Genomic DNA, 23,439 nt, shown 5'->3' on the forward strand with positions numbered 1-23,439 from the left:
CCCATGCGGCAGGTCTCGAAGGTCCTAGCTGGGTGGTGCGGTGGACTCGCGGATCACGAGTTCCGGCGGCGGGTCGGTCACGACCTCGTCGGAGGTTTCGCCGGTTTCGATGCGGCGGATCACGCTGCGCACAGCGGTGCGACCGACAGTGTAGAACTGCATCTTCACCGCGGTGAGCGGCGGCCAAGTGTTCTCGGCGGTCCATGAGTCGTGGACGGTGACGACGGAGAGATCGTCCGGGACGCGGATCCCCGCCTTGCGCGCCTCCCCCAGCAGACCGACGGCCGCGTTCACGTTCGCCACCACGATGCCTGTCGGTCTCGGGTCGAGCGCCATCAACCGCTGCAGCGCCGTACGGCCGTTGTCCACGGTGTAGCCGAACCTGGTCTCGTACTCCTTCGGCACCCGTACGCGGGCCGAGGCGAGCGCCAGCTTGTACCCGGTCCGTCGCCGTTTCGCGGTGAACGACCGCGGAAGCCCGTTGGCGAACGCGATCCGCTCGTGCCCGAGCTCGAGCAGATGCTGCGTCGCGATCAGCGCGCCGCGATGGTCGTCGAGGGTGACCGAGCCGACATGACCCGGGGTGGAGGAGTTCACGAGCACGATCGGCGCCTGCGTCGTCAGCAGGTCGCGCAGTCCCGCGGGTTGCACCGCGTCGCCGACCTGCAGCGCCATACCGTCGACCCGGCCTTCGCCGATCAGGCGCGCGATCACCTCGCCGCCGGGGCGTACGTCGTCCGAGCGGCCGAGCAGGACGGTGTACCCGCGCTCGGTGGCCTCGTCCTCGGCGCCGTGCATGAGCTCGGTGAACAGCGCGTTGGTGATGTCCGGGACGACCAGGCCGACCACCTGCGTACGCGCGGACTTGAGCGCCCGGCCCGCGAAGTTCGGGCGGTAGCTCAGCTCGCGCGCCGCGTCGACGATCCGCTGCCGGGTTGCCGCACTCACCCGCGAGTCCGGCGCATCGCTGAGCACCCGGGACACGGCAGAGATCGAGACGCCGGCACGGGCGGCGACGTCTCCCAGGGTGGCCATGCCGCCCACCCTACTGAGACCCCCACCCGCCGTCACGTAGGCGGCCTTGAGCCCCCAGGCGTGGTGCGGCCCGGTGATTGCGAAGCACCTCGCCGTCGATACGGATCGGACTGCGCGTCGTCGTCAACCGAAGCGACTCACCACCCGGTTCAGCCGGCGGCCGCTCCACGGTCTGGGTCATGTCGATCGCCGCGAACTCCGGTGAAGCAATCACCTCGTCGAGCGTCCGCAGCGGCGCACAGTCGATCCCGGCCCCACCGAGAACCTCCACCCAGTACGCCGTACCACGTGCCAAGAGCCGTTCCGCAACCCAACTCTCGCCTCCTGCATGCCCATCCGGCACGGGTGTCAGGGCTTGGATCAGGTCATTGAGGGGCGTTGGAGCGATGGCGAGGTGACCGTCGGCTGTTGGGTAGAGGGCGGGTGGCGTGGGGACGGTGGTGGGTGGGTTGTTGAGGTGGTTGGTCAGGAGCGTGGACTGCAGGTCGAGCATGCCTTCGAGGAGGCTCGTCTCGATCAGGCCGCCGCGACCGGTGCGTAGTTTTCGGACCAGCAACGCCGTGACGCCCTCGGCGAGGTGACAGCTCAGTAGGTGGTCGGCGAGCGACAGTCCAACCGTGACCGGACGATCGCCGCCGTTCACCCAGGTCAGACCCGAGACGGACTGCGCGAGCAGGTCCTGACCCGGGCGGCCTGCCCACGGTCCGTCGGCGCCGTACCCGGATGCGGCCGCGTACACAAGCCCTGGGTTCAGCGCCCGCACCGACTCGTAGTCGAGTCCGATCCGCTCCATCACGCCCGGCCGGAAGTTGTGGATCAGTACGTCGGCGCGTGCGACGAGGCTCTTGACCTGCTCGAGTTCACCGGAATCCTTGAGGTCGGCAACGACCGCCTCCTTGTTCCGGTTCATGGCGTGGAACGAGACGGTGTCCTCGTCGGCCCACCGACCCGCGAACGCGAGCGTGCGGCCGATCTCGCCGGTCACCGGCCGCTCGATCTTGATCACGCGCGCACCGAGATCCGCGAGCCGCAGCGCCGCCACCGGACCCGCCAGGAACTGGCTGAAGTCCAGCACCACCACTCCCGCCAACGGAAGCTCCGCCGCCTGCATCCCCGCCCCCACTCGCCCGTCACCAGCTGCTCAATCGTTTGCGCAACGATAAGCCACGCGCTCCCCCGGAGCAACCGATCCGCCTGGAGTCAGGTGTGGATTGGGAGAAGCGCTGCGGCTTGGGCTTCGAGGAGGTGGAAGCCGTGGGTATGCGCGATCGAGGCTGCTCGGGTGGCGGCCTCGGCAGCTGCTGCTGGGTCGCCGGCTTGGGTCTGTGCGGTCGAGAGAGTCAGCAGGGCGCAGGTCTCGAGGAAGGGATACGTTGCGCGGGCGATCGTCAGGCAGTCCTCGATCCAGTCGATCGCTGCGATGGCGTCACCCAGTGCGAGGTGCGCCTCGGCGACCGCCGACGCGGTCTGCGCCTGGGCCTTGCGATCGCGTACGACGATGGCCAGCTGGTGAGCTCGCAGCGCCGCACGCAAGGCCGGCGTACCTTCGCCGCGCTGGCTGTACAACCGTGCCAGCTCGTCCAGCGTCGACAGCTCGCCGCGGACGTGCGAGCGGCGACGGTACGCCGTCACGACGTCGTCGAGCAGCCCGGCCGCACGATCGACCTCGCCCAGCTGCCGCAACGCGCTCGCCAGATTGCCCCGGTTCGCGAGGGCCGACGTCTCTCGACCGTTCTCGTTGAGCTTCAGCGCGGCCGCGAAGAGGTCCGCCGCTTCGGCGAGTTCGCCTTGGTGGAGCCGGATCATCCCGAGTCCGTTGACCACGATGGCGCGGATGTGGCCGCGCTGATCGTCGGCGGTCAGCTCCGTCGCGCGGTGCATCCAGAGCTCGGCGTCGACGAGCATGCCGCGCTCGAGTTGCAGCCACCCGATCTGATGGGCCAGATAGGCCGCTGCCTCGTTCCATCCCACGCCGACCGCAAGGGCCGACGCGGCCAGGCAGTCGGACAGCGCGTCCGCGTCACGTCCGACCGCCCCGAAGGCCTGCGCCCGGTTGAGCAGCATGGCAACGCACACCCGGTCGTCGCCGGCCGTGGTCGCGGCGTCCAACCCGGCCTGGGCCGCAGGAAGCCACCCGTCCGCGTCCCGGCGCAGCAGGAAGTACCCGCGGAGCTGGTCCACGATCCGCCACGCCAAGTCACCGGACTCCTCCGCACTCTGCACAACGGCCAGCAATGCGGGCAGTTCGTGATCGATCCAGGCGAGCGCCTCGTCCTCGGAGCCGAAGTACCAGTCCGCTTCACCATGGACATCGAGGCGCAGGAGTTGCGGATAGGCCCAGTCGATCGCGGCGGTCACGGCCTCGGCGTACCAGGTGTGCAGCCGGGTCCGCGCGGCCTCCTGTTCGGGGTCCTCGGCGAGGAGGCGTCGCGAGTACAGGCCGAGCAGGTCGTGGAACCGGTAGCGGTCCTTCGAGTGCTGGAGGAGCATGTTCGCTTCGAGCAGCGACTCGAGCACACGGTCGGCCTCGGCGGTCGACGTACGGAGGAGGATCGCCGTACTGTCGGCGCTGAAGTCGTCACCGGGATGCAGGCTGCACATCCGGAACGCGCGCTGGGCGTCCGCACTCAGATCCGCGTAGCTGAGCTGGAAGCTGTTCAGGACGCTGGACTCGCCAAGGCTGAGTTCGGTGAGCCGCCGGTTGCCGTCGTCGAGGCGGTCGGCCAGATCGGCGACGGTCCACTCCTGCCGGGTAGCGAGCCGCGAACCCGCGATCCGCAGCGCCAGCGGGAGCCGGGCACACGCCTCGACAAGTGCACGCACACCCTGGGTGTCGGCATCGAGTCGAGGCGTCCGCGCTGTGGAGGCGATCAGCCGTACGGCGTCCTCGTGCGGCAGCGGCTCCAGACTCACAACACCCGCGGCCACCAGGTCCGGCATCCGCCGCCGGCTGGTGACGATCACGTCGCTACGGCCCGCTCCTGGCAGCAGCGGCCGCACCTGGGCCGCATCCTGCGCGTTGTCGAGGAGGACCAGCATCCGGCGGTCGGCAAGCTCGCTGCGCAGCAAGGCGGCCGCTTCGGCTTCGTCCGTGCCGATACGCCGACCAGGTACGCCGAGGGCTCGCAGAAAGCGGCCGAGCACCTGGACCGGCGCGGGAGTAGTCGTGTCGCTGCCGCGCAGGTCGGCGTACAGCTGCCCGTCCGGGTACTGCTCGCGGAGCTGATGCGCGGCAGTCAGGGCCAATGCGGTCTTGCCGACGCCGGCGATGCCGTTGATCAGCACGGCGCGCGACGACACACCGGCTGACCCGGCGAGCGCCGTACGGATCGTCTCCAGTTCCTCGGCCCTTCCGACGAAGTCCGGTGGCGCGGACGGTGCCTGCTGGATGACCACGCGCGTCGACGGCTCAGCTGGAGAACCGGTCTGTTGCCGCAGCACCTCGAGGTGAACTGAGCGGAGCCGCTCCCCTGGGTCGATGCCGAGGTGCTCCACGAGCGCGGTCCGGATCCGGTCGTATGCCGTCAGCGCCTCGGCCTGCCGGCCCGCGGCAGCCAGTGTCTGGACCAGCTCGACGTGCAACGGCTCGTCGAACTCGTGCCGCACGGCCAGTCCGCGCAGTGGTTCGAGTGCCTGCTCCGGCTCGCCGAGGTCGCGTGCGAGCGCAGCGAAGGCTCGAACGGCGGCCGTGTACTCGTTGACGACGGCCACATAGAGCGGGCTCTGGGCGATCGCGTCCACGTCGGTGTCGCCACGCCACAGGTCCACGGCGTTCGAGAGCTTGGCCAGGGCGATCTCCGGCTCGGCGCGCGCTGCCTCGGCCGTGAACTCGCGGAACTGCAAGAGGTCGAGGTCATCGAGCGCCAAGCGGTAGCCGGCGCGGCCGCCGACTATGACGGAGGTCCGGCCTGTTTCGAGCAGGCGTCGCAGTCTGGCGACGCGGGTCTGGAGCAGGTTGACGGCGTTGACGGGTGCGCCGCGTGGCCAGAGGAGATCGATCAGTTCGTCCTGGGCGACCGTCGTACCGGCGGTCAGGGCGAGCCGCGCCAGCAGGGTCCGTTGCGGAGCCGAGTTGACCGGTACCGCGAGGTTGCCGGTGCGGACTTCGAGTGGGCCGAGTACGCCGACGTACACCGGTCCGGCTGCGCTGGGGAGGGCGACCGGGCGGTGCATCTTGGCGGCGGCCTGAAGGGACTCGGTTTCGGGTCCGGTCAGCTTTAGCGCCTGCGCGAGGGCCTCGATCGAACTGTCTTTCGGGCTGCGGGTCCGGCCCTGTTCCAGGTCGCGGATCGCCGCGATGCTGACGCCGGCCCGCTCGGCGAGGTCCCGCTGGGTGACCCCCGCGTCCCGGCGCAATCGCCGCAACAGCGCGCCGAACCCGATCGACGGCTCCTCCTGTCGCCTGCGGGGCACGGCACAATCCTACGGAAGCGGGCAGGTCACCTCCGATTACGGGCCCTCAGCAACGACCGCCGGTGCCTGGCCGTTCCGCGGTGCGGTCCGCAGTTCGGTCCGTAGTCCGGTCGGCCGTCGTACCACCCGGCTACTTCGTCCCCGCACGCGAGGGGATATCCGGCTCTCCTGCCCGATGGGTGGGTGATTGTCGCCCTGTCCAGGGACCGAGACAGGTTGTGGGGGCCTGAACTCAGGGGGCATTTGCTGTCGCCAGTCCCCAGTTCCTGTCCGTGGCCACCACCGTCACCGCACGGCTGCCCCACGAGACGGGCTCACCTGTGCGGGCGGAGGTGAGTGGGGCGATCCGGGCCAAACCCAAAAGAGCGGGGAAACAAACTTGCAGAGAGCGACGACTTCTTTCCCCCGCCACGACAGCTCCCGCAGGCCGCCGGTGCGGTCCAACACCGAGAAATCCACGACTCGCGGAACGGAGTGACTGCGGTACTCGGACGAGGGCGTCGGATCGGCCCACCCACACCTGCTTCACATGAGACATCATCCGCACTCATCACAGCTCACCTTCTCCTCGTCGCACGGACCGCGCCCCGGAACCCGCGGTCCCGCCTGGTGAACGGGGCCGATGGCAACGAACCCACCGGGACGCGATCCACCTCAAAGTCTACCGATCCAATAGACATACCCCACCCCATCTCACCGACCGAGACCGCTACTGGATCGATCTTGGGGGCAGATAGTTGGGCACGGTGTGTTGTGTGGTCGCGACGCGGGGTGTACCGGGTGGGCGAAGGGGTAGCTTTCGGGTGGGGTTTCGGGCGTAGGGTCTGCTCAGGAAGTTTCGTGCCGAGGGGGGACAGACTGTGAGCGAGCGCGCTACCGAGTATCCCGACCACATCGACGCCGCGGTGCTGAAGATCGCCGGAGTGGTGGTGCTGGGCGCGATCATGTCGATTCTCGACATCACCGTGGTGAACGTCGCGCTGCCGACCTTCCAGGACGAGTTCGGTACGCCCGAGAGTCCGATCGCGTATTCGCACGTCGCCTGGACGGTCACGGCGTACACGCTGGCGCTGGCGACCGTGATCCCGCTGACCGGCTGGGCCGCGGACCGGTTCGGCACCAAGCGGCTGTACATGACCGCGATCTTCCTGTTCACCGCCGGCTCCGCGCTGTGTGCGACCGCGTCGAGCATCGACATGCTGATCGGCTTCCGGGTCCTGCAGGGGCTCGGCGGCGGCATGCTGATGCCGCTCGGTATGACGATCATGACGCGCGCCGCGGGCCCGCACCGGATGGGCCGGCTGATGGCCATCCTCGGCGTACCGATGCTGCTCGGCCCGATCCTCGGCCCGATCCTGGGCGGCTGGCTGATCCAGGTGGCGAGCTGGCACTGGATCTTCCTGATCAACGTGCCGCTCGGCGCGATCGCGCTCGTCTACGCCTGGCGCGCGCTGGCTCCGGACACGGCGGAGCGCACGGAGTCGCTCGACCTCCTCGGCGTCGTGCTGATGTCCCCCGGGCTCGCGCTGTTCCTGTTCGGCGTCTCGTCGCTACCCGCCGAGGGCGGTGACTTCACAGCGCCGCGGGTCTGGGTCTCCATCCTGATCGGTGTACTGCTGATGCTGGCGTTCGTGTGGCACTCGTTCCGGCCCGAGCATCCGCTGCTCGACCTCCGGCTGTTCCGCGACCGCAACCTGACGATCTCGATCATCACGATGTTCCTGTTCGCGGCCGCCTTCTTCGGCGGGCTGCTGCTGGTGCCGACGTACTTCCAGCAGATCCGCGGCGAGTCCACGCTGCACGCCGGTCTCCTGGTCGCGCCGCAGGGCCTCGGCGCGATGGTGACGATGCCGATCGCGGGCCGACTGGTCGACAAGGTGCCGGTGGGCCGGATCGTGCCGTTCGGGCTCGCGGGGATCGTGATCGGCATGTTCGGTCTGACCCAGGTCACCGAGACCACGCCGTACATCGCCATCATCGCGATGCTGGTCGTGATGGGCTTCGGGATGGGCGGCACGATGATGCCGCTGTTCACGACGGCCCTGCGGACGCTCTCCGGACCCCAGGTCGCGCGCGGCTCGACACTGCTCAACATCAGCCAGCAGATCGCGTCGTCGGTCGGCGTCGCGACGATGTCGGTCATCCTCACCAACCAGCTCAACAACTCGCCGATCATCCCCGGCACCCAGAACATCCCCGGGCTGGGCGACGGGATTCGCGAGACGCAGGCGGCGATCCTGTCGAACACCCGTCCGGAGAACGTCGCCGCGCTGCACCTCGACCCGGCCGCGATCGCGCGGGGGCTGGTCGACGCCGCCTCGTCGTTCGCGCACACGTACTGGGTGGCGTGGGCGCTGGTGCTCCTGACGTTGGTGCCGGCCTTGATGCTCCCCCGCAAACGCGAGGTGACTCATCTCGCCGACAAGGACGCTGTGATCGAGTAACCGGCAAGGAGATCGCGCGGATTGTCCGAGTGCTTGGGTAGTGTCCGTACGTGGACATTGGGGAGCGGATCCAGGAACTTGCCGATCGCATCGTCGAACTGCGTGACGCCTACTACCGCGGTACGCCGTCGGTCGCCGACGCGGACTACGACGCGATCGAGGACGAACTGCGGACGCTCGTCGAGGCCAACCCGGAGCTCGCGCCCGACCCGAACCCGCTGGAGCAGGTGGGCGCGCCGGCGGTGCTGCACGCGCCGATCCGGCATTCGCGACCGATGCTGTCGCTGGAGAAGGCGACCCGCCCGGAGCAGGTCGAGGCTTTCTTCGGCCGCTTTCCCGGGCAGTCGGTGGTCGTCATGCCGAAGCTGGACGGCCTCTCCTTGGCCCTCGTCTACGAGAACGGCCGCCTCGCCCGGGCGATCACCCGTGGTGACGGGACGACCGGCGACGACGTGACTCCACTCGTGCGGGCCCTCGCGGACGGCGTTCCCGACCGCCTCGACGTACCGGACCGGGTTGAGGTCCGCGGTGAGGCCGTCATGTTGCGCTCCACGTTCGCCGCCTACAACGCCGCGCACCCGGACAAGCCGCTGATCAACCCGCGCAATGCCGCCGCCGGGACTCTGCGCGCCAAGGACGCCGCCACCGTGTCCGAGCGGCGCCTGCAGTTCCTGGCTTTCGATCTGCTCACCGACCAGGCCGACGCCGACCTCGAGCGGGCGCTGCAGACGATGGGGTTCACCGTCGCCGACATGCGGCACTGCGACGACGCCGCCGCGGCGCAGGCGGTGATCTCCACGATCGAGCAGCAACGCAACGTCCTGGACTACGACCTCGACGGCGCCGTCCTGCGGCTCGCCGATCGGGACGCGTTCGCCGCGGCCGGCACCCGTTCGAGTTCTCCGCGCGGCGCGCTGGCGTTCAAGTTCGCCGCCGAGGAGAAGACCACGGTGCTCGCCAACGTGGTCTGGGACGTCGGCAAGACCGGCAAGATCGCCCCGGTCGCCTGGCTCGAGCCCGTCTTCGTCGGCGGTACGACGGTCACGCGCGCGACGCTCGCGAACCAGGAGGTGATCAAGGCCCGCGGCATCAAGATCGGCGACACGGTCCTGGTCCGCCGGGCCGGTGACGTGATCCCGTTCGTGGCCGGCGTACTCGACGCATCGAAGCGCACCGGCGAAGAGCGCGACATCGTGCCGCCGAGCACCTGCCCGTCGTGCGAGCAGCCGCTGACCGAGCAGGGCAACAGCCGCGAACTGTTCTGCACCAACGTCTCGTGCCCGGCCCAGACCGTACGGCGGCTGATCCATTGGGCGTCCCGCGCGGCAGCCGACATCGACGCGATCGGCGGAGTCTGGATCGAGCGCCTGGCCGACGCGGGGATCCTGGAGAACCCGTCGGACTTCTACAAGCTGACGGCCGAAGGGCTGCTGGAGTTCGACCGCATCGGCGAGGTCTCGGCCGCCCGCATGATCGACTCGATCGACACGAGCCGGCAGGTCGGGCTGCGCCGCGCGCTGATCGGCCTCGCTATCCCGATGGCTTCCGAGGGCACCGCGGCCAGGTTGTGCCGGGCCGGATTCGCGTCATTGGAAGCCGTCGCCGATGCGGGCGAGGACGGCCTGGTCGCCGTGGAGGACATCGGCCCGAAGGTCGCCGCCTCACTGATCGAGCACCTCACCCGCCTCCGGCCCGAGCTCGAACGACTCCGTGCAGCCGGCGTCTCACTCGACGTACGCGAGGAAGACCTGCCGCCGGTCGTGGCGGCCGGTGCACCGCTGGCCGGGAAGACAGTCGTCGTCACCGGATCCATCAGCGATCCTCGCTCCGGCGAGAAGGTCGCACGACCCGCCTTCCAGCGACTCTGCGAGAAGGCCGGCGCGACGATCGCGTCCTCGGTCTCGGCCAGCACCGACCTGCTCATCACCGGCGCCGACGTCGGCGCCTCCAAGCTCACCAAGGCCGAGAAGCTCGGCGTCGAGGTCGTCGACCAGTCCGAGATCTGGCAACAACTCCGATCCGCCGACTTGCTCGGCTGAACTCGTTTTGTCGAGGTCCGTACGTCGGTTCCGATGTCTCGTTCGACAAGACGAACAGACCCAGAAGGCGGACTGAGATGATCGAGCGCGACCTGCAACTGGCCGACGGCCGCACGCTGCACAGTTACGACACCGGCGGCGACGGCTTCCCGGTGCTGTGGAACCACGGAACGCCGAACGTCGGCGCGCCGCCGGAGCCGCTGTTCGCCGCGGCCGACCGGCTGGGACTGCGCTGGGTGTCGTTCGACCGGCCGGGGTACGGCGGCTCGACGGTGCAGCGCGGGAGGTCGGTCGCCTCGGTCGCCGGCGATGCGGCCGCGGTGGCGGATTCGCTCGGGATCGGGCACTTCGCGGTCGCGGGGTACTCCGGGGGCGGGACGTTCGCGCTGGGCACCGCCGCTGCGCTGGGCGAACGGGTCCGCGCGGTCGTCACGCTGGCGGCGATCGCGCCGTACGGCGGCGACGGACTGGCCTGGTTCGACGGGATGGTGCCGTCGTCGATCGCGGCGCTGGGCAGTGCGGCGGCCGGGGCCGACGTACGCGAGGCCCTGCACAACTCGGGGTTCGACTACGACGCGGGCTTCACCGGCGACGACCTGGCGATGTTCGACGGTCCGTGGGGCTGGCTGGGGAAGGTCGCAGGTCCGGGACTCGACGCCGGCCCGTACGGGCAGATCGACGACGACGCGTCGTACACGCATCCGTGGGGGTGCGACCCCGCCACGATCACGGCTCCGGTCCTGCTGCTGCACGGCACCACGGACGGCATCATCCCGGTCAGTCACGGCCGCTGGCTGGCGGCGCACTGCCCGACAGCGACCCTGCGGGTATGCGAGGGCGCGAGTCACTTCACGATCGTCGAGCACGCCGAGCCGGGCCTCGACTGGCTCGCGGAGGTCGTCCGATGAGGCCCTTCACGATCGACGTACCGGAGGCGGACCTCGCGGATCTGCGGCATCGGTTGGCCGGCACCCGATGGGCGCCGGAACCGGTCGGCGATCTGACCGGGTACGGCGTACCGCGCGGGTGGATCGAGGAACTCGTCGACTACTGGCGCGACGGCTACGACTGGCGCTCGTGGGAGGCGCGGCTGAACCAGTACCCGCAGTACACGACCACGATCGACGGGACGAACGTCCACTTCCTGCACATCCGCTCCCCCCGCCCGGGCGCACTCCCGTTGATCCTCACGCACGGCTGGCCCGGGTCCGTCGTCGAGTTCCTCGACGTCATCGAGCCGCTGACCGATCCGGCCGAAGGCCTCGCCTTCGATCTGGTGATCCCGTCGCTGCCGGGATTTGCCTGGTCCGGACCGACACCGGACCTCGGCTGGGGACCGCAGCGCATCGCCCGGGCATGGGCGGTCCTGATGGAGCGGCTGGGGTACGACCGTTATGGTGCGGCGGGCAACGATTGGGGCTCGCACGTCGCTCCCGAGCTCGGCCGCGTCGCGCCCGACGCGGTCGTCGGAGTCCACGTGACCCAGCTGTTCTCGTTCCCGGACGGCGAATGGCTCGCCTATCCCCCGAACGCCGAGCCGGATCGCGACGCACTGACGACCGAAGAGAACGAGGCCCTCGACGATCTGCGCGACCTTCAGCGCAACTACAGCTCCTACGCGCACGTGCACGCCCAGAAACCACACACTCTCGGGTTCGGTCTGACCGACTCCCCCGTCGGTCTGCTCGCCTGGAACGGCCAGGTCATGCGTGGCCTCGACCGCGACACGCTCCTGACCCACGTCACGGCGTACTGGCTGACCCGAACTGCGACCTCAGCCGTCCGCATCTACGCCGAGCATCAACGGCAGACCGTGCCCGGCACACCGACCACGGCACCGCTCGCCCTGGCCCAGTTCCCGGACGACCTGAACTCGATCCGCGCGTACGCCGAGCGCGACCACGCGAACATCATCTCCTGGACCACGCACGACCGAGGCGGCCACTACGCCGCCCACCAAGCCACCGACCTGCTGGTCCAGGACATCCGCGTCTTCTACGAGAAGCTGCTGTCCAGTTCCTGACGCCAGGCTGGCGCCCGGCGTGCTGGACCGTAGAGGGTGGATGTATGGCGAACAGCACCGGCAAAGACGGCGAGCTGACAGGCTTTCAAGAGCAGGCGCCGTACGACGAATCCATCGACCTCCGCACCGACTTCGTGATGGTCTACGGCCTCAACGACACGACACCGCAGCGGATCGCGCGCTGGCGTGAGGCCGGGTATCGCGTGCACCTGATGACCGGGATCTCCTGGGGTACCTATCAGGACTACCTGGACGGGCGGTGGGACGGATCCGGTCATTGGGACGACGCGCAGACGGCGGGTGACGGGTCGCCGATCCTGCACGGTGAGAGCACCGACATCCCGTACATGGTCCCGACCTTCAACTTCACCGAGTACCTGGTGCAGAAGCTCCGCCCGATCATCGAGCTGGGTGTCGAGGGCATCCATCTCGAGGAGCCGGAGTTCTGGGCGCGCGCCGGCTACTCGGAGTCGTTCAAGCGCGAGTGGCAGGCCTTCTTCAACGAGCCGTGGCAGCCTCCGCACAGCACTCCCGAAGCGCACTTCCGCTCGGGCCAACTCAAGCAGCACCTGCTCTCCCGCAGCCTCGACCGCGTCACCTCGGTGCTGCGCGACGAGGCACTCCAGCAGGGTCGGCAGGTGCGCTTCTACGTGCCGACGCACAGTCTCCTGAACTACACCCAGTGGCAGATCATCAGCCCCGAATCACGCCTGCGGACCCTGCCCTCGATCGACGGCGCGATCGCGCAGGTGTGGACCGGAACGTCCCGGACGCCGAACGTGTACGCCGGGAAGGTCGCCGAGCGCACGTTCGAGACGGCGTACCTGGAGTACGGCATCGCGCAGGACCTGACCCGCGGTACGGACCGGCGGATGTGGTTCCTGCACGACCCGATCGAGGACCACCCGGACCGCACCTGGGAGGACTACCTGGCCAACTGGCAGCGGACCCTCATCGCGTCGCTGCTGCACCCGGGCGTCGCGCGCTACGAGGTGGCGCCGTGGCCGAACCGGATCTTCAACCGGCCGTACCTGCGTGAGGGATCCAGCGAACGGGAGCTCATTCCGCCGGACACCGCCACCAGCTACCTGATCGCGATGAACAGCCTGCGCGACCTCGATCAACCCGACGTGCGGTGGGCTCAGGAAGGACCCCGGATCGGGATCGCGCTCTCTGACACAGCCATGTTCCAGCGCTGGGCTCCTGGTGGGGAGAGCGGACACTACGACGGTCTGCAGGATGCGCTGGCGCTCGAGGGCCGTGAGCAGTTGCACTTCTCCGACTTCTACGGCCTGGCGCTCCCGCCGCTGTACGACGGGCAGCGGGTCTGCCCGGTGCAGTTGGAGAACGTGCTCGACACGCCGGATGCGCTGGACGATGTCGACGTACTCGTCCTGAGCTACGAGTTCCAGAAACCTCTTGCCCCAGGCATCCATTACGCGCTCGCCGGCTGGGTCAGTCGCGGCGGGAGCCTGCTGTACGTCGGTGACGGCGCGGATCCGTACCACGAGATCCGCTCCTGGTGGACGGGTCGGTACGACACCTGCGCGGACCATCTGGCCGAAGCACTCGGCGTGGAGCGCAAGCACGACGGCGTACAGGCGGTCGGTCAGGGGCGGGTGCGGTTCCTTCCGACCCGCCCGGCGGACTTCACCGAATCACCCGAGCGCGCCGCTGAGCTGGTCGCGGCGATCCGTGAGCTGGCCGGTGACTCCTGGGAATCGACCAACTGGCTGTCGGTGCAGCGCGGTCCGTATCTGATCGGCGCCGTGCTGGAGGAGAGCGGCGGCTCACATGTTGTCGAGGGCACCTATCTCGACCTGCTCGATCCGCAACTGGGTCTCGTCCGGCATCGCTCGTTCGGCCCGGGCGAGCTGACTTGGCTCCGCGACCTCACCTACGACGAGGAGACACTGCTCGCGTCCGCCGGCCGGGTCGTCAACTGGCAGCAGGATCAGACCGGGATCCGCTTCTCCTGCGAGGCACCGCAGGGCGTGCAGGTCACGACCGCTCTGCGCGTGCCGAGTGAGCCGGTGTCGGTCGACGGCGCCGAGCTTCGGTACGACGCGGAGGCCGGCATCGCCTGGCTGCGGCATCCAGGCGTCCCTGCCGGCACTCCCATCGAGGTCAGCTTCTGATCGTGCCGGGACCCCAGCAGGGTGCTGGGGTCCCGGCACGCGGGGCTCACATGGTGTGGCGGAGGACTACTGTCACGTGGGTGGTGCCGCGGGGTAGGTGGATGGTGCCTGCGGCTTGGTTGACGGTTGCGCCCTTTGCCGCGACGTACGCGATGTTGTTGCGCAGCGCCGGGAGTTCGAGGCTGTAGCCGGTGGGGGTTGAGGTGTTGCCGGTGAGCTGGAGGGTCACGGTCTTGCCGGCCGTGGTCAGCCGGTAGCCGAGGCGGCCGCCGTTGGTGACCGGATAGCTGTTGAGCCCGATCTTCTGCCGCGTGCGGATCCACTCGTTCGGCACACCGCGCCCGATGATCACCGTGCCGTCGGACTTCTCCGCGATCAGCGAGTCGAACAGGACCTTCGTCGCGGTCGACTGACCCCACATGTGCTGGTTCGACCCGCCACCGCCGCGTGCATGGTCGATGTTCCACGGGGAGTCGGCGCTCGGGTAGTCGACACCTTCCCACCAGCCGAACGGCCCGCTCATCGTCTTGTCGATCATGTACTGGTACGACTTGATCCCCAGATCGCGATACTGCTCACCGCGCAGCGCGGCGCTCCCGTACCCGGCGTTGTACGCGCTCGAGAAGTATCCGTGCGGGTACCCGCCGAAGTTGTAGATCGTGTCCGAGACATCCTTGCGCCGCTCGAACCCGTGCGTGTACGTGTCGTCGATCTTGTCGAACATCGTCCCGCTCTGCGCGGCGCCGAACAGGTACCCGTCCCAGGCCCATCGCCCGAACAGGAACATCGAGGCCCAGTTGGCGTCCCGCGGATCCTTGCGCGGACCGGTCTCGTTCGGTTCGACCATCGAGATCGGGATGTAGTCCAGGCCGTATTGCTTCATCGTCTGCTCGATGCGGGCAGTCGCCACCTTCAGCAGGTCGTCGTACTCCGCCTTCGCCCACGCGGCCTCGGCCGTCTCACCGAGTGCCGTGGCGAGATAGCGGTACGTCGTGAGCCCGGTCAGCGCGGACCAGTTGTCGATCGTCCAGTACCCGTGCGAGTCGATCGCGTCGGTCTGCTTGATGATCCCGGTACCGCCGTCGATCCGGTCGGTCTCGATCGTGTGGGTGTTCTTCTTGATGGTCTCGAACCGGCTGCGGATGAAGTCCTTGTCGCCGGTGCGCTGCAGGTACACAGCGTACGGCCAGCTGTACTTCCACTTCGCGTCGTCGTACTGCAGCTGCGCCGGCAGCGTCGACAGGTAGTCGCGTGCGTAGGTGAAGTCGCCGATCGTCAGCAGCGTCGACACGATGCCGATCGTGTCGTGGTCGAACATCTCGTCGTACCCGTTCTCGCCGACGTGCAGTTCCTTTGCGCCGTTGATGTCGTCACGGATGATCAGCGTGTAGATGTACCCGGCCTTGTAGGCGTTGATCAGGCGCTTGTCCGGCAGGTCGGTGATGTTCGCGATCGCCGACAGGCGGTTGTTCCAGTACTGACGCATGTGGCCGTAGTGCTTGTCGAACCCGCCGAGCTGCTGGAGCTGAACCGCGGTCGGCCAGTCGTACGTGCCACCGAACCGATCGGCCGCCACTGCATAGTCGCGTACGACGGTCTGCCCGGCGCCGACCGTGGTGGCTTGTGGGTTCAGAGGCGTCGGCAGGTTCGAGACCCGCGGCAGCCGGGCCGGCGCCGAGGTGGTGTTGGTGACCATCATCCGCGAGTACGCGACCTCGAACCGGTTGCCTCCGACAACGACCAGGTCGGCGAAGTTCTCGACCTTGATCGCGAGCCCGTCCTTCGAGTACTCGCTGATGAACGCCGGCAGGTACCCCTCGGCGTTGGTCCACTTGATCTTGCCCGGGATGTTCGGCACCCCGAACGTGATCATCGCGTCGCCCCGGCTGCGCAGCCGGTAACTGCCGTCGATGAAGGCGATCGGCGCGTTGAGATCACCCTCCCAACCGAACGACGAGGTGAGCCCCGGGTTGGTCACGGAGGTGTACTGCGCGTTCGCCGCGGACGACAGCGCCTCGTCGAAGGCCGCCTTGAGGAAGGTGTATGCGAGTCGCAGGTCTCCGCCGTCGGCCAGGGTCGCCGTCGCGGCCGTGATCTCGTTGTCCAGTTGACGTTGCGCGGACGCGCTCGCGGCGTACACATCGGCCGAAGCGGCCTCGTTGAGCACGTTCTGGACCAGCTGGCGGTAGTCGCTCGCCACTGTGGCTCCGGCTAGCGTGACGTTGCCGGAGGCATGCGTCTTGCGAGTCAGCTGCGCACTGATCCGAGCCGAGTCTCCGGGCTCGAGATCGAGTTCGAACAGCCTGGTGACCGACGGATCGGTGCTGACCAGATCTGTATTCACGACGGCCGGCGCTCCGTTGACAGAGACCGAGATCTTCGCCGAGGCACGCCATACGCCCGAGACGAAGCGCAGCGTACGACGTTCCGCTGCCGCCGGGACCGTGAGGTCGTAGCCGTACGGGTCGGTGAGGTCGACATCAGTGTTCGCGCCGTCGGCGAAGAAGATCCCGCCGTGACGCGTGCCCGGCTGCGACGCGGTCGGCGTACCGTTCGTCCACGAATAGCTCACCGGGTTGTCGCTCTGCGCGCCGATCGCTGCGCCCGTCTGCCGGTTCGCGACCGCGAGCCGCGGCGTCGAATCCGGTACGCCGGCGCGACGGTTGACCGTCGATCCGTCCAGGTGCAGCCAATCGTCGACGCCCTCGGCCGTCAGGTTCATCGAGACCGGTGCCGCGGTCGCGGTTAGACCGGAGCCAACCGTAGAGAGCGCCGCAGCCGACAGGGACAGGTTGCCCGCCGCCTGGAGTTTGCTCGCGAATCTGCCCGTCACGACGACGCCCTCACCCGCGCGGATCGTCACGGTGTAGCGCTTCGCGGCCGCGGTACCACTCGCGTTGATCTGCGTGGTGTACGCCGTGCCGCTGCCGTCAACCGCCGCGACGGTGACGGTTCCGGTGGCCTGCCAGATCCCACCCACGAACACCAGGCGTCGTGGCGAGTCTGCGGCCGGAACGGTGATCCGGTAGCCGGCGTCGTGGGCCGTCGTGTCGCCCACGGTCGTCGTGTCGTAGTTGAACACGCCTCCAGTGGTGACGCCCGTCGCAGCGGACCCTCCGTCCGACCAGCCGAACGAGATCGGGCTGTCGTCGAGCGTGGTCCGGCCACCCTCGGGGTTCAGGTCGTCGACCGCGATCCTCTGCGGTACGCCGGCCTTGCGGTCGATCCCGGTCCCGGTGACGTGAACCCAGTCCAGGTCGCCGTACGACGTCAGATCCATGGCGCCGCCGACTCCGCGCCCGTTCGGGAGGTTCTCGACGTTCACCACGAACGGGTCAGTGGGCGGGGCGGCCGCGGGTGCGGCCGGGGCGGGGATCACTGCGGTCACCACGAGCGCTGCGGCGCCTAGCACCGCTAGCAGTCTGGTTCCGTGCCTCATCTTGGGTCCCTTCAGGAGGTACGCGTACGTGGTCCGGGAAGGCTGGATCCGCGGACCACCAGTTCCGGTTCGAGCAGGACGTGTTGCGGCTGGCGGGGATCGCCGGCCATCAGGTTGTCGATGGCCTGGATCAGCTGCCGACCGACCTCGTCGATCGGCTGGCGCAGGGTGGTCAGTCCCGGACTCACCAGGGCAGCTGTCGGTGAGTCGTCGTACCCGGTGATCGCGACGTCGACCCCGGGACGCAGGCCTCTTTCGTGCAGCGCCCGCATCACGCCGAGCGCGAGCGTGTCGGAGGCACAGACCAGCGCAGTCGCGGGACGCGAGGCATCGAGCATGCGGTGTGCGGCCTGGCAGCCGGCTTCGAGAGAGTCCACGACGGCGGCCTGCAGGTCGGTCTCGAGCTTCCGCTCGCGGCAGGCGTCGAGCCATCCTTCGCGGCGGTCCTGCCCGAGCTCGGACTCCGCGAGCCAGCCGATGTGGCCGATCCTCGTGTGTCCTTGCGCCGCCAAGTGGTCGGTCGCGGCGCGGGTGCCGGCGCGGCCGTCGACGTCGACCCACGCGAGGCTGTCGTCGCCGTCCCAGGAGCGGCCGAACGACGCGAACGGCACACCCCACGAACGCAGCGCGGCCACCCGGTCGTCGTTGTGATGCGTCTCGGCCAGAACGAACGCATCGATCGAGGTCTTCTTCAGCAGGTCCCGGTACGCCTTGATCTCGCCGGCCGGGCCGTCCTCGGCATGACACAGGATCAGGTGGTAGCCGGCCTCGACGGCGGCCGCGTTCAGCACGTACAGGAAGTCGTCCATCAGGAGCGACGCCTTGTCCGGGCGGGACGGGCGCATCTTGAACGCGATCAGTGACGAGCTCCGGTTGCGCAGCGCGCGAGCGCTCAGATTCGGCTCGTAGCCCAGCTCCTCGACGGCGGCCAGGATCCGCTCCCGGGTCTCCGCCGCGAGCCGGTCGGGGTTGTTGAGCGCGTTCGACACCGACTGCGCGGACACCCCGGCCCGCTGCGCGACCTGCGCGAGCGTCACATACCCATGCGGAGCCGGCCCCCGACTGGTGTGCTGCGGACCCATCCCGCCTCCTGCTAGATATTAACGTTAAAAACAACGCCTGCAAGCTACTGAGTCATCATGGACGCCGTCAAGAGCTGAGCCACGGGCAGAACTTTTAACGCTAATGCCGTCGGGCACGAAGCTGGCGATGTGCCAGGGCGGCCGGCCGTCGGTCGACCCCGGGAGTCCTAGGCTGATGCGCTCAACGTGGACGAACGGGGAGGGGTCATGGCGGTCGAACCGATCCCGCCGATCGGACAAAGCCCCGGCACAGCAGCCGACGGCGCCTGCCGGTCAGCGTCGGCGCGGCTCGCCACCCGGCGGCTGCGCGCGGTTCGACCGGGCTGTGCACCGATTCCGTCGTACGCCGGTCACGAGACCTGGCTCGCCCACCTTCTAGTCGTGCAACGTCGCGCTCCGCAGGCATGAGGCGACGCTCCCTCGGCCTCATCCTCGGCGGCGTACTGGCGTTGATTGTCGGTGCGCTCGCCTACTGGTACCGGTGGTCTCGCCGCCAACACTGGCTCGAAACCGTCCTGGCCCAAGACTGCCGTCACGTCCCACCACTCCCCCAGGTCGGCGCCGTGACACTCGTCGGAATCGCAATGTGCTTGGTAGCAGCCGTCTGTGCGGGCGTCGCCCTCCTACGATCCACCCGCGCCCTGACCGCCCTCTCCGTCCTCCTACTGACCACCGCTCTACTCGGCGCCCTAGGCGGCACGATCGTCCTCACCGACACCCCATCCAAACCCTCCGACGGCCTCGACGGCTCAGGCCTCCCCTGCCCGAGCGGCTGATCATTCACAACCCACGGCAACTTCCCTCGCGACCCCTCGCGACCCCTCGCGACCCCTCGCGACCCCTCGTGCCGCGAGGAGCCGCGGCGACGGGCACGATCGGTTCGGCGCCAGTGTCGATCTCGGTGCTAGCCGCCCCCGGTTGCGCAGGCTGGAGCCACCCTCGCCGTCGGGGCTTGTACCGCAGGCGTTCGGCCTGCACTCGGCCACGCCTCATGGGTCGACTCGGTCGGTGCCGTCGGGGTCGACTCGGTGGGTGCCGTCGGGGTCGACGTGGAAGGTGAACCCGTGAGGCGTCCTCCACTCGAGTGTCCGGTCGTCGATCCGGCGCACACTCCAGCCACGCGCATGGGTCTTCACCCGGTGCCCGAAACGACCCAAAGGCGCAAGATTCGCCGTACTCGTCTGCCCAGTCGGCCCATGCGGGTCATACGGCTCGACGTGATCCAGATCGATAGTGTTCGTGGTTTCACGGGTCCCGTACGGGAAGAGTTCGGCCGGATGCATCAGCTTGACCCGCTCACGGATCCGCGTCGGGATCTCATACGCATCAACACTGACCGCATCGTTCAGATCGATCACCGGCTTCACCGTGTACGGCCCATAACCAACGAGCTCGGTCAACTGCGCCGCCAGCAACGGCCCAATCGCCTCAGCACGCAGCACCCCACAACCGGTAGCCAACGTGTGATCAGTCAGATGCACAACCACCTCAGTCTGCCCCGGCCGCACCCGCCCCTTGGCCCCGCCGCCCGGTCGCGCCGGAACCCCCGAACGCCTCGACTCACCCGAGCTACCCGCGTCAGGCGCACTGCCTGGGTCGGGCGGACTCTCGGGTTGGGTGGGATAGCTCGGGTTGGCGTAGGCGTCTTGCTTGATCTGCGCGAGCTTGGCGCGGAGCACCCGCAACGCGGCAGCATCCAACGCCGAACCCGCACCGGGTTCGTCGCACGCGTCCGCGTCTGGGGCGTGGGCTGGTGTTCGTCTGTCGAACGGGTCGGTCGGCGGATCGAGATCACAGGGCGCGGCAGCTTCCAGCCACGGATCGTCCAGCGGACCCACCGGCTCGAGCGGCCCCTGCAGATCGAGCGACTCTGGCGATTCAAGCAAGTCCGTTGATTCGAGCAACCTCGGACGCTCGAGCGAGTCTGCCGACTCGAGCGGGTCGGGTAGACGTCGGGAGCCGGGAAGCCGCAGATCGGCGGAGCTGGCCTGCGTCCCATACCCGCCGCTCTCCCCAATCGGAACCACCACATCGTCCGGCACCACCACGTCGCGCACCCCGTCGTGCACCCCGTCGTCCTGCAGCACCGGGTCCTGCACAACCACGTCGTTCTGCACCACCACGTTGTCCTGCACCACCGAGTTGTCCGGCACCACCGCGTCGTCCTGCACCGGCGGGTGGGTTGGCGCGGCTGGGTTGTCGGGGGTTGTGGGGGTGTGGGGTTCGTCGTTGGTGCCCGGCTGGGGTGTGGTGGGGCTGGTCGTCGGGTCCGGTGGGGGTGGGTGGGGCAGGTTGCGGGCTTGGTCGAGGAGTTCTTGGGTGAAGCGGGGGTCGGAGAGGATGTCGATGGCGTCGGCGCGGCGGTGCTGGACTGGGCGGGTGTCGCCGAGTTTGTGGAGGGCTTCGGCGATGTCGGTGATGGTGGCGTTGCAGTGGTTGACGGCTGCGGCGGGGGCTTTGATGTAGATGGTTTTGTTGCCGTGGCCGTCGCCGCGTCCGACATGAACGCCGCGCTCGTCAGCTGCCTCGGCCGTCTCGGCGGCGGCGCGGGCGGGGTCGGCGTGTTTGCGGGCGGCGCGGGCGATCTTTTCCAGCCGGTACGGCGGGAGGGTGTCCACGATCGCGGCAACTTTCCGGTCGACGTACTCCGCGGCCGCGTGGTCGAGTTTCCTGCACGCTTGCACGATCTGGCGGGCCTTCCACGGGGTGGCCTCGCCGGCCTGGATCCGCGCCCAGATGCGCGGGAACCGGTGCCGTAACGCGAGGGCGTCGGCGAGGATGTCGCTGCCCACTCCGGGCGAGACCCCGAGCACGACGGCGAACTCGGCGATCGCGAATTCGGCGATCTCGGGGCAGCCGTCGCCGCCCAGGACGACTGCGCGTTCGCGGCCTTCATAGGCGCGGCGGGACGGGCGGGGCTGGCAGGCGGAGGGGTGGAAGCGGTCGGCGTAGATCTGGGCGCATTCCAGCAGCCGCGCGTCGGCCTGGCTGGCGACGGCCCGGCAGTCGGCGGCGCCTTCCAGCAGGTCGCGGGTCGGGAGCGACTCCAGATCTTCCTCGAACATGCGTTCGATTCTATGCCAAACGGAAGAGCAGGGCTAGGTCGTTTTCCCTTATCCACAAGGGGAAATGTCACACGACCGGAGCACCGGGAAACGTGTATGCAGCAGGTGCGGCTACGTTGACGCCAGGTGCCTCGACGGCCGGTGCGGTCGTCTCCGAGGTTGGGAGTGGGGTTGTTACTCCTTTGCTGGCCTACTGTCGGAGGATGAGTGAGCTTGTGGTGGAGGCGCCGGTTGTTGGTGTGACTGTTTATCCGGATCGGGCGCGGGTTACTCGGCGCGGGCGGATTAAGGTGCCTGGTGGGGATCAGGTTGTGTATGTCGAGCCGCTGCCGCTGTTGCTCGAGGAGGACTCGGTGCGAGTCTCGGGGCGCGGGCCGGCGACGGTGCTCGGGGTGGATGTGGCGACGCGGCATCACGCGCAGGCTCCGGACGAGACGGTCGCCGAGCTCAGGCGGGCCCAGCGTGCAGCGCAGGACGAGGTCGCGGCGCTCAGCGACGCGGACGACGTACAGGTGCAGCTCGAGACCTTCCTGTCGCAGTTGGCGAAGCGAGCCGGTGGGAGTTTCGCGCGTACGTTGGCGTCGGGTGATCCGGGGGCGGAGCTCGGCGGGTTCACGGAGTCGCTCGCGGGGCGGTTGTCCGCCGTACGGGCGACGCGTCGGGAGCTGACTGCGCAGCGACGCGAGGTGGAGGAACGACTCGCTGCGGTGGGCCGTCGGCTCGCCGCGCTCAAGGAGAAGCGCGAGCCGGACCGGCGTACCGCGGCTGTTGCGCTGGCGCTGGAGTCCGAGGCGGAGGTCGAGATCGAACTCTCGTACGTCGTGCCCGCGGCCGGCTGGACCAGTTCGTACGACGTACGTCTCAAGGGTGATCGGCTGACGTTGAGCTGGTACGGGCTGATCACCCAGCACACCGGCGAGGACTGGCCCGAATGCGACCTCACGTTGTCGACGGCGCGGCCGACCGTGACCGCGAAGGTGCCGGAGCTCGACGCCTGGTACCTCGATCGCGCGCGCCCGCCGATGCCGCCCGCACCGGCCGCTGTCCCAATGGCCCGCGGCGCGGTGATACCGCAGGCGGCATTCGCCGAGAGCCTCCAGTCAGCCGACTTCGTCGACCTCGACGCAACCGTCGAACAAGGCGTGACCGCGGCGACGTACACCCCGCCGCGACCCGTCGCCGTACCGGCCGACGGCGCGACGCACCGCGCGACGATCGCCTCGATAGAGCTCGACGCCGACCTGGACTACATCACGGCGCCGGTGCGGTCCACCGACGTCCATCTGCGGGCCACCGTAGTGAACTCGTCCGTCCACACGCTGCCGGCCGGGAAGGCGGCGGTCTTCCACGAGGCGGACTTCGTCGGCTCAGCCGCGTTGCCGTTGTGGGCGCCTGGAGAGGACGTCGAGCTCGCTCTTGGCCTGGACGACCGAATCCGGGTCGAGCGGAAGCTGGTACGGCGGGACGCGACGAAGGCGACGCTCGGGTCGACGCGCCGCCGGCAGGTCGAGTACGAGACGAAGATCGAGAACCACACGCCGCACACCGCCCGGATCACGGTGCTCGACCAGTTCCCGGTCCCCCGCGACCACGAGATCACCGTCAAGCGACTGACCGCCGACCCCGAACCCGCGGAAACCACCGACCTGGGCGTCATCACCTGGAAACTCGACCTCGCCCCCGACACCGAGACCACCGTCAAACTCGCGTTCCGCGTAGACACCGCCAAGTCCGTAGACCTCACCGGCTGGCGCGAATAGG

The 23,439-nt window shown here is 68.7% G+C and carries 14 protein-coding genes; 8 read left to right on the plus strand and 6 right to left on the minus strand.

Annotated elements, in window-relative coordinates; genetic code table 11:
- Positions 1–24: 24 nt before the first annotated feature.
- From OHB24_RS36415 to OHB24_RS36425, 3 genes are all read right to left on the minus strand, one after another.
- The gene (locus tag OHB24_RS36415; protein ID WP_327635461.1) at positions 25–1,035 is read right to left on the minus strand and encodes a LacI family DNA-binding transcriptional regulator; all 1,011 of its coding nucleotides are present in this window, start codon (positions 1,033–1,035) and stop codon (positions 25–27) included.
- 10 nt (positions 1,036–1,045) lie between these two features.
- Positions 1,046–2,146: a CaiB/BaiF CoA transferase family protein gene (locus OHB24_RS36420; RefSeq protein ID WP_327635462.1), complete on the minus strand. Its 1,101-nt coding sequence runs from the start codon at positions 2,144–2,146 to the stop codon at positions 1,046–1,048.
- A gap of 89 nt (positions 2,147–2,235) precedes the next feature.
- Complete coding sequence (locus OHB24_RS36425) at positions 2,236–5,448, minus strand: BTAD domain-containing putative transcriptional regulator (protein WP_327635463.1); 3,213 nt, start codon at positions 5,446–5,448, stop codon at positions 2,236–2,238.
- 860 nt (positions 5,449–6,308) lie between these two features.
- Here OHB24_RS36425 and OHB24_RS36430 point away from each other — a divergent pair.
- From OHB24_RS36430 to OHB24_RS36450, 5 genes are all read left to right on the plus strand, one after another.
- On the plus strand, positions 6,309–7,892 hold the full coding sequence (locus OHB24_RS36430; protein ID WP_327635464.1) for a DHA2 family efflux MFS transporter permease subunit: 1,584 nt from the start codon (positions 6,309–6,311) through the stop codon (positions 7,890–7,892).
- Between the two features lie 50 nt (positions 7,893–7,942).
- The gene (gene ligA / locus OHB24_RS36435) at positions 7,943–9,931 is read left to right on the plus strand and encodes an NAD-dependent DNA ligase LigA (protein ID WP_327635465.1); all 1,989 of its coding nucleotides are present in this window, start codon (positions 7,943–7,945) and stop codon (positions 9,929–9,931) included.
- 77 nt (positions 9,932–10,008) lie between these two features.
- A complete protein-coding gene (locus OHB24_RS36440) occupies positions 10,009–10,839 on the plus strand; it encodes an alpha/beta fold hydrolase (protein WP_327635466.1) in 831 nt (276 codons plus the stop codon).
- A complete protein-coding gene (locus OHB24_RS36445; protein ID WP_327635467.1) occupies positions 10,836–11,954 on the plus strand; it encodes an epoxide hydrolase family protein in 1,119 nt (372 codons plus the stop codon). The genes OHB24_RS36440 and OHB24_RS36445 overlap by 4 nt, the downstream gene beginning before the upstream one ends.
- A 44-nt stretch (positions 11,955–11,998) precedes the next feature.
- Positions 11,999–14,092, plus strand: coding sequence for a hypothetical protein (locus OHB24_RS36450; protein ID WP_327635468.1), 2,094 nt, complete (start codon positions 11,999–12,001; stop codon positions 14,090–14,092).
- A gap of 46 nt (positions 14,093–14,138) precedes the next feature.
- Here the strand turns inward: OHB24_RS36450 and OHB24_RS36455 are convergent, their stop codons facing one another.
- Entirely contained in the window at positions 14,139–17,531 is a 3,393-nt protein-coding gene (locus OHB24_RS36455; protein WP_327635469.1) for a sugar-binding protein, read from the minus strand.
- 11 nt (positions 17,532–17,542) lie between these two features.
- Positions 17,543–18,613 (minus strand): LacI family DNA-binding transcriptional regulator, encoded by a 1,071-nt coding sequence (locus OHB24_RS36460; RefSeq protein WP_327635470.1) that lies wholly within the window; start codon positions 18,611–18,613, stop codon positions 17,543–17,545.
- 207 nt (positions 18,614–18,820) lie between these two features.
- Here OHB24_RS36460 and OHB24_RS36465 point away from each other — a divergent pair, with 207 nt between their 5' ends.
- Positions 18,821–19,021, plus strand: a complete 201-nt coding sequence (locus OHB24_RS36465) for a hypothetical protein (RefSeq protein ID WP_327635471.1) — start codon at positions 18,821–18,823, stop codon at positions 19,019–19,021.
- Positions 19,018–19,389 carry a hypothetical protein gene (locus tag OHB24_RS36470; protein ID WP_327635472.1) on the plus strand — a complete coding sequence of 124 codons (372 nt, stop codon included), beginning with the start codon at positions 19,018–19,020 and terminating at the stop codon, positions 19,387–19,389. The genes OHB24_RS36465 and OHB24_RS36470 overlap by 4 nt, the downstream gene beginning before the upstream one ends.
- Positions 19,390–19,602: 213 nt before the next feature.
- On the opposite strand, the gene OHB24_RS36475 is transcribed toward OHB24_RS36470, so the two are convergent.
- A complete protein-coding gene (locus OHB24_RS36475) occupies positions 19,603–21,678 on the minus strand; it encodes a DUF222 domain-containing protein (RefSeq protein ID WP_327635473.1) in 2,076 nt (691 codons plus the stop codon).
- A gap of 203 nt (positions 21,679–21,881) precedes the next feature.
- Between OHB24_RS36475 and OHB24_RS36480 the strand changes: the two genes are divergently transcribed.
- Entirely contained in the window at positions 21,882–23,438 is a 1,557-nt protein-coding gene (locus tag OHB24_RS36480; RefSeq protein WP_327635474.1) for a mucoidy inhibitor MuiA family protein, read from the plus strand.
- Position 23,439: the final 1 nt, after the last annotated feature.

Source organism: Kribbella sp. NBC_00482, assembly GCF_036013725.1.
Lineage (GTDB): Bacteria > Actinomycetota > Actinomycetes > Propionibacteriales > Kribbellaceae > Kribbella.